This is a genomic window from Mycobacterium sp. SMC-11 (genome assembly GCF_046250095.1).
In the GTDB taxonomy this organism is placed as follows: domain Bacteria; phylum Actinomycetota; class Actinomycetes; order Mycobacteriales; family Mycobacteriaceae; genus Mycobacterium; species Mycobacterium heraklionense_A.
The window spans coordinates 901,485-913,964 of record NZ_CP176430.1 but is presented as its reverse complement, the minus strand read 5'-3'; the positions used below and the strand labels follow the sequence as shown (position 1 = coordinate 913,964).

9 protein-coding genes are annotated in these 12,480 nt (G+C 67.7%); 5 read left to right on the top strand and 4 right to left on the bottom strand.

Annotated elements, in window-relative coordinates; all coding sequences use genetic code 11:
• Positions 1 to 13: 13 nt before the first annotated feature.
• Entirely contained in the window at positions 14 to 4,333 is a 4,320-nt protein-coding gene (locus ACKY0X_RS04375; protein ID WP_409428460.1) for an HAD-IC family P-type ATPase, read from the bottom strand.
• A gap of 172 nt (positions 4,334 to 4,505) precedes the next feature.
• On the opposite strand from ACKY0X_RS04375, the gene ACKY0X_RS04370 reads away from it, so the two are divergent.
• Positions 4,506 to 4,892: a helix-turn-helix transcriptional regulator gene (locus ACKY0X_RS04370; RefSeq protein WP_046285806.1), complete on the top strand. Its 387-nt coding sequence runs from the start codon at positions 4,506 to 4,508 to the stop codon at positions 4,890 to 4,892.
• 67 nt (positions 4,893 to 4,959) lie between these two features.
• A complete protein-coding gene (locus tag ACKY0X_RS04365; RefSeq protein ID WP_409428459.1) occupies positions 4,960 to 7,287 on the top strand; it encodes an arylsulfatase in 2,328 nt (775 codons plus the stop codon).
• Positions 7,288 to 7,508: 221 nt separating this feature from the next.
• Here the strand turns inward: ACKY0X_RS04365 and ACKY0X_RS04360 are convergent, their stop codons facing one another.
• Positions 7,509 to 8,072 (bottom strand): TetR/AcrR family transcriptional regulator, encoded by a 564-nt coding sequence (locus tag ACKY0X_RS04360; protein WP_409428458.1) that lies wholly within the window; start codon positions 8,070 to 8,072, stop codon positions 7,509 to 7,511.
• A gap of 135 nt (positions 8,073 to 8,207) precedes the next feature.
• Between ACKY0X_RS04360 and ACKY0X_RS04355 the strand changes: the two genes are divergently transcribed.
• From ACKY0X_RS04355 to ACKY0X_RS04345, 3 genes are read left to right on the top strand one after another with little or no spacing between them, the layout of a single operon-like run.
• The gene (locus ACKY0X_RS04355; RefSeq protein WP_409428457.1) at positions 8,208 to 8,660 is read left to right on the top strand and encodes a nitroreductase family deazaflavin-dependent oxidoreductase; all 453 of its coding nucleotides are present in this window, start codon (positions 8,208 to 8,210) and stop codon (positions 8,658 to 8,660) included.
• Between the two features lies 1 nt (position 8,661).
• Positions 8,662 to 9,069: an MmpS family transport accessory protein gene (locus ACKY0X_RS04350; protein ID WP_409429500.1), complete on the top strand. Its 408-nt coding sequence runs from the start codon at positions 8,662 to 8,664 to the stop codon at positions 9,067 to 9,069.
• The gene (locus tag ACKY0X_RS04345) at positions 9,066 to 11,891 is read left to right on the top strand and encodes an RND family transporter (protein WP_409428456.1); all 2,826 of its coding nucleotides are present in this window, start codon (positions 9,066 to 9,068) and stop codon (positions 11,889 to 11,891) included. Before ACKY0X_RS04350 ends, ACKY0X_RS04345 begins: the two co-directional genes overlap by 4 nt.
• Positions 11,892 to 11,906: 15 nt before the next feature.
• Here ACKY0X_RS04345 and rpsR read toward each other — a convergent pair whose 3' ends face one another.
• Both rpsR and rpsN read right to left on the bottom strand, forming a co-directional pair.
• Positions 11,907 to 12,173: a 30S ribosomal protein S18 gene (gene rpsR / locus ACKY0X_RS04340; RefSeq protein WP_409428455.1), complete on the bottom strand. Its 267-nt coding sequence runs from the start codon at positions 12,171 to 12,173 to the stop codon at positions 11,907 to 11,909.
• Entirely contained in the window at positions 12,174 to 12,479 is a 306-nt protein-coding gene (rpsN, locus tag ACKY0X_RS04335; RefSeq protein WP_409428454.1) for a 30S ribosomal protein S14, read from the bottom strand. It lies immediately after the preceding gene.
• Position 12,480 lies beyond the last annotated feature (1 nt).

Genomic DNA, 12,480 nt, shown 5'->3' with positions numbered 1-12,480 from the left:
ACGCCTCCGCTGGTCAGTTGGTACGGCTGACCCTCACGGTAGACCCACCCACGGCCGTCACCTCGGCGACCTCGGCGCTTGCCGGTCGCAGCACCTGCACCGTGGCCAGCGGGCCCGACGTGCTCTCGGTGCTGGTCTCCGAGGCCTCGCGCAGCCGGGCCGGCAGCACGTGCGGCGCCGCGGCGATCGCCAGGACGGCGGCGCCGGTGGCTCCCAGAGCCTGCGACCAACCCAGCGGTCCGACCGGGACACAACCCAGCAGCTGGCTGATTCCGGGCAGGCTGATCATCGCCGCGAACGCCGCGAACGAACCGGCGGCGGTGAGCAAGACCAACGGTGCGTGGGAGTCGACGAGGGTCTGGGCCAGCTCCGTGGTGACCAGGGTGATCAATGCGACGGTGGCGGCGCGTTGGGGAGCGCCCGGTAAGACAGAAAGGCGAGCCATCCCCCAGGCGGCGCTGGCCGCGGCCCCGGTGATTGCCCCGCGGACCGCGACGGCGCGCATCAGGCTGCGTTCGTCGATGCCGTGCACGACCCGATGCGAGGAGCCGGCGGGGGTGCTGACCGCGACCGCGGTGGCCGGCAGCGCGTCGGTCAGCATGTTCATCAGCAGCAGTTGGCGATTGTTCAGCGGCGATGTCCCCGACAGCGCGGTGCCGATAACGCCGAAGATCACCTCGCCGACATTGCCGCCGAGCAAGCCAGTCACCGCCAACTGCACGCCGCGCCACAGTCGCTGGCCCTCGTCGATTGCATCCACCAGGGCACCGATGCGCCCGTCGGTCAGCACGATGTCGGCGGTGAGGTGCGCCGAGTCGCTGCCGCGCGCAACCACACCGAGGCCCACGCTGGCGGCCCGAATCGCCGCCGCGTCGTTGGCGCCGTCACCGACCATGGCGCAGACCCGTCCGCTGCGCTCGAGGGTCTGCACGACCTGCACCTTGTTCTCCGGGGACATCCGGGCGAAGATCACCCGATCTGCGACCGCGCGTTCCTGATCCTTGCGCGACAACGCATTCCACTCCGTTCCAGTGATGACCTGATCGGCAGCGACCGGTACCCCCAACTCCGCGGCGATCGCGGTGGCGGTGACGGGGTGATCGCCGGTGATCAGCCGGATCCCGACGCCCCGGTCCGCGAGGTCGGCGAGCAGTTGCGGCGCTTCGGCGCGCGGGGTATCGGAGATGCCGAGGAAACCGGTGAGGGTCAACCCAGCCCGGCACAACCCGGCGAGGGAGTCCGGGTCGTCGGCCAGCGACTTCACCTGTGCGGCCGTGAGCCGGCGCTGCGCCACCGCGATCACCCGCAGCCCACCGGCCGCCAGTTCGGCAACCGGCGCGTCGCTGTCCGGCCCGAGGCCGGTGCAGGCGGCCAGCACCACTTCCGGGGCCCCCTTGATCATCAGCTCCTTGCCCAACACCGACGCCGAGAACGCCCGGCCGGAGCGGAACGGCAGGTGCGCGTCCGTGATGGTCCACAGCGGTGCCCCGCCATCGGATATCGCGGCCGCCGCCTCGGTGACCGCCTGATCGGTGGCATGCGCGTGCGGGTCCCCCTCGGGCGCCGGCGCCGCGTTGGCCGCGGACCGCAGCACGTCGTCGTCGCTGTAACCCACGACCGGATACACCCGGGTGACCCGCAGCCGGTTCTCACTCAGCGTGCCGGTCTTGTCGAAGCAGACCACCTCGACCCGGCCCAGGGCTTCCACCGAGCGGGGAATGCGGACCAGCGCACCGGAGTCGGTCAGGCGCTGGGCCGAGGCATGTTGGGCCAGGGTCGCCATCAGCGGCATGCCCTCGGGCACCGCCGCCACCGCGACCGCGATCGCATTGCCCAGGGCCAGGCGCAGTCCTCCGCCGCGCAGCATCCCCAGCAGACCCACCATCAACCCGCCGCCGGCACTGGCCGGGAAGGCACGACTCATCAGCTGGCTGAGCTGGTGCTGCAGGCCGACCACCGGCAGATCCCCGGCGGCCAGCTCGGAGGCACGCCGGGCCTGGGTGTCGGCACCGACGGCGGTCACCACGGCGCGTGCGGTGCCGGCGATTACGGTCGTACCGGCGTAGAGCATGCAGCGGCGTTCGGCGAGTTCGGCGCCGGGCAGCACAGCCGCGGTCTGCTTGTCCACCGACAGTGATTCGCCGGTGAGCGAGGATTCGTCGACCTCGAGATCGGTGGCCTCGATCAGCCGCGCGTCGGCGGGCACGACCTCGTTGCTGCGCACCTCGATCACCGTGCCGGGGATCAGGCGGTCCGCGACGATCTCGGTGTAGCGGTCGGTGCCCGGCTCGACGGTGCGAGCGGGCGGAGTCTGTTGGGCCAGCAGCCGGTTCAGCCGGTTCTCGGCCTGCAGCTGCTGGGCTGCCGCAAGCATGCAGTTGCCGATCAGCACCGTGCTGACCATCAACGCGTCCACCGGCGAGCCCAGCATCGCGGTGGCCACCGAACTGAGCGCCAGCACCGGCATCAGCGGATCGGACAGTTCGCCGCGCACCGCCTTGATGAACTGCCAGGCCATGTGCGGCGGGGCGGCGTCGGGTTCGGCGGCGGCGGCGACGTCGGGGACCGGCAGGATCGCGCGGACCTCGTCGAGCGACATCGCATGCCATTCGTAAGCCGGTGCGGGTCGCGGCGCCGGCGTCCGAGCCACCTGACGAGCCAGCAGGTATCCCGAGAGCAATCCGGAGGCTGCCCCAGCGGTGACCGGACCAGGGCCCCGCCCACCCCGCACGCCAGGAACCATCAGCAGTGCACCGATCGTCGATGCTCCGGTGGACAACGAGATGCCGCGCTGGGCGGCCGTGCGCGCCGCCGGTATCGCGTGCAGCACCCGCCAGGCGCCGGCGAGGTCGGCCAGCAGCAGGTCCGCTTCCCACGGCGGTGCCGTCGCCGCGTCGTCGAGCAGGATCCCCAGGCCCACGTCGGCGCAGGCGAGTGCCTGCGCGCCGGTCGACGTCAGCACCGCAACGGTGCGGCCGTCTTGCTGCCGTGCCGCCAACGCGGCGGCCAGCGCCTCGTCGAGTTGTTGGTCGTCGGCGGCGATATCGACCGACGCCAGTTCGTCGAACGCGGGCCGCAGTTCGCCTAGGGCCTCCACGTCGAGGGTGACCAGTTCCGCGCCGGAGGCGCGCGCCTCGGCCAGCAGCGCCGCGGCCAACGGGTGGCGTGCGCTGCCATCGGAGAGCAGCCGCGGATCGATGAGGACGGAGTCGACACGATCGAGTCGGCGCACGCCCTCGGGGCGCAACGGCAGCGCCGAGTGCTGTTCGACCAACGCCCGGCTCAGGGTGGCGGCGAACGATTCGGTCGTGGTGCGCATGGCTTTCGGGCCGGCGACTACGGTTGCGGTGGCCGCCGTGGTGACGTTGCGGGTGAGTACTCCCACCAGGCCGGCCCCGAACAATTGGACGTAGCCCGCTCGCCGTCCGTGCCGGTCGACGACGCCCTCGGGGAGAGGCACCGGCCGCGACGCTACGTAAACCTGCGCTTGGTCGGCGTGCCGGGCCAAGTGCGGCTCATGGCGGATCCAGGCCTGCGCCGCGGCCTGAGATTCGGCGGCCTTGACGCCCTGCAACGCCAAGTCCACGGCCAGCGTGGCCGGCGACAGGGTGGCGATCCGCGCTCCGGCGGAGATCAGCGACAGCACCGTGTCGGCCGGACCCCGGCCGATTCGCTCGGCGAGTTGCTGGCGCAGCCACGGCTGGTAGTTGGCCAGCGCCGCAACGGCGTCGACGGTGATCGGCGCCTGCGGTAGCCGCAGCGCGCGCCCGGCGACCGCGATGGCCAGCCCGGCGGCATTCACGCCGACCATCACGCCCCGGGCCATCAGCAGCAACCCGTCGCCGGGCAGGACGGTAGCCGGTGCCCCGCCGCTCGGAGCCGGCGTGTCGTCGGAGCGGCGGTGGCCGCGTTCGACCCCGGCGATCAGGCGGCACAGGTCGTTCAGTGATACCTGCTCGCCATCGACTGCCAGCTCCACCACGGCCCGCGACAAGGGGCGGTTCAGCCGCGCCGACACCACACCGGGTTCGGCGACAAGAGTGTCGAGCACCCGCTGCCCGAGTTCGGGGGATTCACTCAAGCCGCGAACCTCGATCCAAGCGCGGTTCTCACCGCGCCAGCACCTGCGCGTCAGCGTCGCCGCGGTGGATTCGCCGGACAACACCCGACTGGCTTCGCGAACTGGCAGCGCGGCGACCTGCAGTCCTGCCGAGGTGATGGCCCCGACCGCCTCGGTGGTGGCCGATGCACTGCGGGCGGCGGCGCCGACTACGGCTGAGGCTGCACGGAGTCCCAGGGTGGCCGGGCGCAGCAGCAACGAGGTCGGAATCAATTCGGCAGCAACCCATCCTGTGATCTGACAGCGGGTTTGAGTCGCACCCGCCGGGCGGCTTACACGCCGCGTGGATTGCCCAATTCTGGCGACACTTTGGCGATTGCGCAACTATATGAATGTGTCGTTCGGCGAATCCCGTCATGGGAGGTGGGACAAAATGAATGCCGACATGGCTAAAGATGAAGAACGGCCGCCCGAAGAAATCAGTTCAGTCAACCGGCCCGACGAACCGACCCCACCCCAACTGGCCTCCGCCGCGAGTACGTTCGCGCTGCTCAGCAGTCCGGCACGCCTGCACGTGATGTGGCTGGCCGCCCAGGATGCCTACGACGTGACAACCCTGGCGCGCCGAGCCGGCGTCAATGTCGCCACCATGAGCCAGCACCTGACCAAGCTGCGGCTGGCCGGGCTGATCAATGCGCGGCGTGACGGGCGCCACCACATCTACACCGTGGACGACCCGCACATTTTGACCCTGCTCCAGCAGATCTTCGCCCACATCGCGCCGGACGGCAGCCTGGCGCCCGACCCGCCCCGCGGCGGTTCGAGTAGCTGAACGGCCCGCGGCATACGACGATGTCTTCGATGCCGTAGACGGTGCAGCCGAGGTGAGGAGACTGGCGTTGGGCGATCAGGTAGTGGCTCCGGTGTTGCCCAACGGCGCGGTGTTGCCTTTCCCTCCGATCGGCTCGGGCAGTGTCGCGGGCCGGACCCTGCAGGAGTCGACCTACAGTCCGCGGGCGGTCCCGCAACGGCTGCACGCCGATGCACCCAATGTGGTGATCGTGCTTATCGACGATGCGGGCCCCGGGTTGCCGTCAACGTTCGGCGGCGAGGTGAACACCGCGACCCTCGACCGGATCTGCGGCCAGGGTGTGTCCTACAACCGGTTTCACACCACGGCCATGTGCTCGCCGACCCGCGCGTCATTGCTCACCGGTCGCAATCACCACGAGATCGGCAACGGCCAGATCGCGGAATTGGCCAACGACTGGGACGGCTATGCCGGCAAGATCCCCGCGTCGAGCGCCACGGTGGCCGAGGTGCTCAAGCAGTACGGTTACGCCACGTCGGCTTTCGGGAAGTGGCACAACACTCCCGCGGAGGAGACCACCGCAGCAGGCCCCTTCGAAAACTGGCCCACCGGTTTGGGTTTCGAATACTTCTATGGATTCTTGGCCGGCGAGGCCTCGCAGTATGAGCCCAACCTGGTCCGCAACACCACCGTGGTGCCCCCACCGAGGACACCCGAAGAGGGCTATCACCTGTCCGAGGACCTGGCCGACGACGCCATCTCCTGGCTGCGCCGACACAAGGCCTTCAACGCCGGCAAGCCGTTCTTCATGTACTGGGCCAGCGGCTGCCTGCACGGCCCGCATCACGTTATGAAGGAATGGGCCGACAAGTACGCCGGCAAATTCGACGACGGCTGGGACGCCTATCGCCAGCGGGTGTTCGAACGCGCCAAGACCAAAGGCTGGATTCCCCAGGACTGCTCGCTGACCGAGCGCGACGAGACCCTGACCGCCTGGGACGACATCCCCGAGGATGAAAAACCGTTTCAACGCCGCCTGATGGAGGTTGCCGCCGGTTACGCCGAGCACGTCGACGTCCAGGTCGGACGCATCGCCGACGAACTGGAAACCCTCGGCTACGCCGACAACACGCTGTTCTTCTACATCTGGGGCGACAACGGCTCCTCCGGCGAAGGCCAGAACGGCACCATCTCGGAACTGTTGGCCCAGAACGGGATCCCCACCACGGTGCGTCAGCACATCGATGCCCTCGACGCACTCGGCGGCCTGGATGTGCTGGGGTCTCCCCTGGTCGACAACCAGTACCACGCGGGCTGGGCCTGGGCCGGATCCACCCCGTACAAGGGCATGAAGCTGCTGGCGTCGCACCTGGGCGGCACCCGAAACCCGATGGTGGTGCGCTGGCCGGCCAAAATCGCCGCCGACCCGGCGCCGCGGGAGGTTTTCTTGCACTGCAACGACGTGGTGCCGACCATCTACGAAGTCGTCGGGATCGAAGCGCCGCAGACGGTGCACGGGCAACCGCAGATGGCTTTGGCCGGGGCAAGTTTCGCGCGCACCCTGGCCGACCGCAACGCGCCAGGCGGCAAGAAGACCCAGTACTTCGAGATCATGGGCAGCCGGGCGATCTACCACGACGGGTGGATGGCGTCGGCTCGCGGCCCCCGACTGCCGTGGGTGCCCGGCCAACCGCCCGGCATCGCCACCTGGACCCCCGATGCCGATGCGTGGGAGCTCTACAACCTGGACGAGGACTGGTCACAAGCCCACGACCTGGCCGAGCAGCTGCCCGATAAGCTCGCCCAGCTGCGCGAAATGTTCATGGTGGAGGCGGCCCGCAATGCGGTACTACCCGTCGGCGGCGGCCTGTGGGTGCCCGTCTATCACCCCGAACTACGCATCGCCCCGCCCTACACCGAGTGGGACTTCACCGGCGACACCGTGCGAATGCCCGAATTCTGTGCGCCCGCGCTCGGCAACAAGAACAACGTGGTCACCATCGATGCCGAGATTCCGGCCGATGCGAACGGGGTGCTCTATGCCCTCGGGGCCGGCGCCGGCGGCCTGACGTGCTACTTCGACGACGGTCATCTTTGCTACGAGTACAACCTGTTCATCCTGTCGCGCACCAAGGTCCGCACGGCAGGCAAGGTGCCGCCCGGCCGCACCACCATCACCGTGACCACGCAGTACGCAGAGCCGCGCCCGGCCGGACCACTCGACATCACCGTGGCCGTCAACGGCGAAACCGTTGCCGAGGGGCAGGTGCCCGTCAGCGCACCGTTGTTGTTCACCGCCAACGACTGTCTCGACATCGGCACCTGCCTGGGCTCGCCGGTGTCCCTGGACTACCGGGAACGTGCCCCATTCCCGTTCGAGGGCCACATCCACCGAGTTCATGTCGCCTACACCTGAGCCCGCCATCGACACCGGTGACCGCGGTCACAGACCAAAGTCCCGAGATGGCGTGATCGGCAACACTTTTCCCTTTTTTACAAGCACCGGCTGTATAACGTCTCGGTCCATGAAAGACCCAGTACTTATCCTTCCGGTGCTCGCCGGAATCCTCGGGATGCTCGTCTTCGGATTCCTAGCCCTAGAGGTGGTATTCCACATCGGCTGAGAGCCACCGACCGCTAAGACCGGGTGTGCTGCCCGACAAGCTCTTTGAGCAGCTGCCCCGTCCGCAGCAACGGCGCCGCCGATTTGGCAGCCAGCGACATGATCACTGCGCCTTCAACCGCAGCGATGGTGGTGGTGGCCAGCTGTTGGGCGGTCTCGGGCGCGACATCGGCCCCTTCCAGCCGATCGGCCAGTAGGCGCTCCCAGTCGGCGAACACTGCGCCGGCGACATCGGCCGCATCGGGCGCTTCAGAGCGTCCCAACGCTGCGGCCACAATCGGACAGCCCGCGCGAAACTCGCTGCCGATCAAGGCCTCCTTCCACACCGCAATGAACGCCTCGACGGCCGTCACCGCATCCGCCTCGGCGAGCAACCGCCGGATCATGTCTGAGGTAGTCCGACCAGCGGTTCTGGCCGCATTGGCAACAAGTTCGGCTTTGCCACCGGGAAAATTGAGATACACCGAGCGTCGCGCGATCCCGCTATGCGCGAGCAGTTCGGAAATGCCGGTACCTGCAACACCTTTGCGCTGCAGTAGTGCGATTGCACTGTTGATGAGCCGGTCACGCGCCGCCATCACCATCACCCTTCCCGACCCCGACTGTTTGCGATATACCGATCAGTCTACTAGCCTCGCAGCACACGAGTAGACCAATTGGTATACCGCGGTCGCCGAGCTGGTTCATCGGCACAGGGGGATGGGGAGTCAGCCATGACACGAAGCGCCGAGCAAGCCCTACGCAAGTTCCGCACCGAGCGACGAGTGGAGCGCTACATCGCCAACCCCCTGGTATCGGCACTGGCCCGCCTGGGCATCAGCACCAGACTCGCCACCGAACTACAGACCGTCGGCCGCATGACAGGAAAAACGCGGCACGTTCCGGTCGCCGCCTGCTTCGACGACAGCGGCGCCTGGGTGATCTCCCAGCACGGGTCACGGTCGGGGCGGGGCGCCAACATCACCGCCAATCCACAAGTCCGAATACACCAGGGCAAGCAATGGCGCAGCGGACTCGCACGGTTCCAACCCGACGACGACGTGACGGCCCGCGCACGCACCTTCGCGTCCCGGCCTGCCTTCGCCGGCTTGGCCGTGGCCACGCTTCGCGCGCTGATGAGCACGCCAGTCTCCGTGCGCAGTACCTTCACCGACGGTGCCGCGTGAGATGCGTTCCGCCTGGGTGTATCTGGTCGTGGCAGCGACGCTGGGCGCCACTGGGGTGTTCATCGCCCATCTCAGGCTCGGCGACATCCCCGACCCAGCGGTTGGCCACTCACCGCGCCCTCCGGCGGTCGGCCGGCTCAAAGAGAAGGTCGTTGAATACCGCGTGGACGGTCCGGAAGGCACCCCCGTATTCGCGTCCTATCTCGACGTCGACGGCTCGGTGCGCCAGGTATCGGCGACCCTGCCCTGGCAGACCACCCTGCGCACCCAGCGCATCACCGTGCCCACCGGGGTGATGGCGCAATCCGAGAACGAACCGTTGTCCTGTCGCGTCGTCATCGACGGGCAGGTACGCGATGAGCAGTCGTCCATGTCGTCGGCGGTGGCATGCAAGGAGCCGGTCGCATGAAAGTGCCGGACAGCCGGCCCCCGATCGCCCGGCTGCTCTATCGGTTCGCAGTGCCCATCATCGTGCTGTGGGTGGGCGCCGCCGGCGCGCTCAATCTCGCTTTCCCGCAATTGGAAACGGTCATCAAGGAGCACGCGAAATCGTTTCTGCCCGACGATGCCGCGTCGGTACAGGCCATCGTGAAGCTGGGCGACCACTTCGGCGGCGCCGGCACCAACAACTTCGTCTACCTGTTGCTCGAAGGCGACGAACCCCTGGGCCCCGACGCCCACCGCTACTACTCGACATTGCTGGATCGGATCACCGCCGACACCGCCCACGTCAACTCGGCAATGGACCTCTGGTCCGATCCCCAATTCGCCTCGGCGAATGAGAGCGCCGACGGCCATGCCGCCTACGTCTTGCTCAATCTGAGCGGCAACATGGGCACCGCCCTGGCGATGTCCTCAACCCAGGCCGTTCGCGACATCATCGCCACCACCCAGCCCCCTCCGGGGATCACCGCACACCTGACCGGTCCGTCAGCGGTCGTCAACGACGAATTGGTGTCGATCAACGACTCGATCCTGCTGCTGCTGATCGCCTGCGGCGCGCTCGTCGGCGCCATCTTGCTCTGGGTCTACCGCGCACCGATCACGGTGGCGATGCCGATGCTGGTCGCCGGAGCCGGACTCGGCGTCGGCCGGCCGGTGGTCGCGCTGCTGGGCAGCCACCACGTCATCGGTGTCTCCATCTTCGCCTCAGCACTGATGGCCGTCATGGTCCTTGGAGCCGGAATCGACTACGGCATCTTTCTCTTGGGTCGCTACCAAGAGGCACGCCGGGCCGGAGCCGACCCGACCTCCGCGTACTACGCGGCGCTACGCGGTGTGCAACACATCATCATCGCCTCGGGCCTGACCATCGCCGGGGCGACCGCATGCATGACATTCACCCGACTGGCGATCTTCAGCACCTCCGGATTGCCGTGCACCATCGCGGTCGTCATCACCCTTGCCGCGGCACTGACGCTGGGGCCGGCCATCCTCGCGGTCGGCAGCCGGTTGGGGTTCTTCGAACCGCACAAAGGCCGCGATCAGAAGTCGCTACGTCGCTGGCGGCGGATCGCCACCTACGTGGTGCGCTGGCCAGGCCCGGTCCTGGTGGGCTCGCTGGCGGTGCTGAGCCTGGCCCTGCTGGTGCTGCCAACGTTTCATCCCAGCTACAACGAACGCATCGCCCAGCCCAGCAACTCACCGGCCAACCTGGGCATCGCCGCGGCCGACCGCCACCTTCCGCCCAACATCATGTCTCCCAGCGTCTTCCTGGTCGAAGCCGATCACGACATGCGCAATCCGTCGGACATGATCGCCCTGGCCAAACTGGCCAACGCGGTGCTGGCTATCCCCGGAATCTCCAACGTTCAAGGCATCACCCGCCCGCTGGGCACGCCACTGCAGCAGGGCACGTTGACTTCCCAAGCCGGCTACCTCGGTCAACGACTGACGCAGATGACCGATGTGCTCAGCCAACGCGCTGATGACCTGCTGATCCTCAGCGGCGAGGTGGGACGACTCCAACTCACGATCGCCGGGATTGAGCAGGCCCTGCATAGCGGGCGCGCCGGGAGCGATGAGATCGACAGCAGCGCAACCGAACTCCAGGCCGCCCTGAACGGCGTCGTAACGAAGATGGATTCGCTGCGCGACGCCACCGCGCCCGCCCGCATGTTCATCGATTCCATCCCCAACTGCCGGGACAATGAACCGTGCCGGGCGGCACTCACCAGCTTCTCTCTCTTCGAAGACCTTCATCGTTTCGACGGACTGGTGGACCGACTGGCCGGCGGAACCCAGTCCGTCGCCCGCACCCTGCCCGAGCTGTCCGCACAGCTCGACAGCCTGAAAGGCTTCGCAGCCCAGGTCCATGCCGCGACCGAACCGGTGCGCGCCACCCTGCAGACGTTGGTTCCCCAGATCGCCGAAATCACCACGTTCACCGAGGAACTCAGCCAAAGCTTTTCCGGCGGCGACCCCAACGGTTCGTTCTTCCTGCCCAGTCAGGCCTTCGACAATCCGCTGTTCAAGAATGCGATGCCCTACTTCTTCTCCCCCGACGGCATGATGACTCGCATGGTCGTCACCCCCGAGATGGAGGGGTTCAGCCGCGAAGCGATGGATGTCAGCGCCAACGTCATCCCGACCGCACTGCAAGCGATCAAAGGCACATCGCTGGCCGGCAGCACGGTAAGCCTCGGTGGCCCCGGCGGCACCCTGCTCAATATCGAGGCCTTCGCGCGGGAAGACTTCATCACCAGTGCGGTAGCCGCGTTCGCGTTCGTGTTCTGCGTGATCCTGATCCTGCTCCGCAGTCTGGTCGCAGCGATCGCGGTGATCGGAACCGTAGCCCTGTCCTATCTGGCGGCACTGGGATTGACCGCTTTCGTCTGGCAGGACCTCATCGGCAACCCGCTGCACTGGTCGGTGGCCCCGGTCTCCTTCGTGTTTCTGGTCGCGGTGGGCGCCGACTACAACATGCTGCTGGTCGCCCGGTTCAAAGAGGAGCTCGCGGCCGGAATCAAGACCGGCATCATCCGCGCCATGGTCAACACCGGCGGGGTGGTCACCACCGCCGGGCTGGTGTTCGGGTTCACCATGTTCGCCATGCTGGCCGGCTATGCGCACAACATCGCCCAGACCGGCACTGCTGTCGGCCTGGGGCTGTTGCTGGATACGCTGCTCATCAGGTCCCTGGTCGTCCCAGCAGTCGCGACCCTGGCCGGTCGCTGGTTCTGGTGGCCGATCGTGGTCCACGACCGACCCACCAAGCAGCTACCGGCGTGATCCGGCCCGGCATCGTCAGCCCTCGACCGTGGGCCCCGGATATGGCAGCAGTGCCATTTCCCGCGCGTTCTTGATGGCACACGCGACCTGGCGTTGTTGACGAACGGTGAGTCCGGTGACGGCCCGTGAGCGGATCTTGCCGCGCGGCGAGATGAAGATGCGCAGCGTGGCGGTGTCTTTGTAGTCGACAACCGTCAGGCCCAGCTTGGCAAGCAGGTTCGGCTTGGCGCCTCTGGCCAGGCTTTGCGGAACACGCCGTGGCCCTTTGGATTTGACCGTCATCTACCAGCTCGCTTTCCGGACGCCGGGCAGGTGACCCTGATGCGCCAGCTGGCGCACGCGCACTCGCGAGAGTCCAAACTTGCGCAGGTAGCCGCGGGGACGCCCGTCGGCGCTGTCGCGGTTGCGCAGCCGCACCGGGCTGGCGTCGCGCGGCTGGCGCGCCAGCGCCCGCTGGGCCGCCAATCGCTGCTCCGGGCTGCTCGACGTCGATCGAATGATGTCCTTGAGCTCAGTGCGCCGCTCGGCGTAGCGGGCCACCAGCACACGACGCTGCTCGTTCTTCACGATCTTGGACTTCTTGGCCATA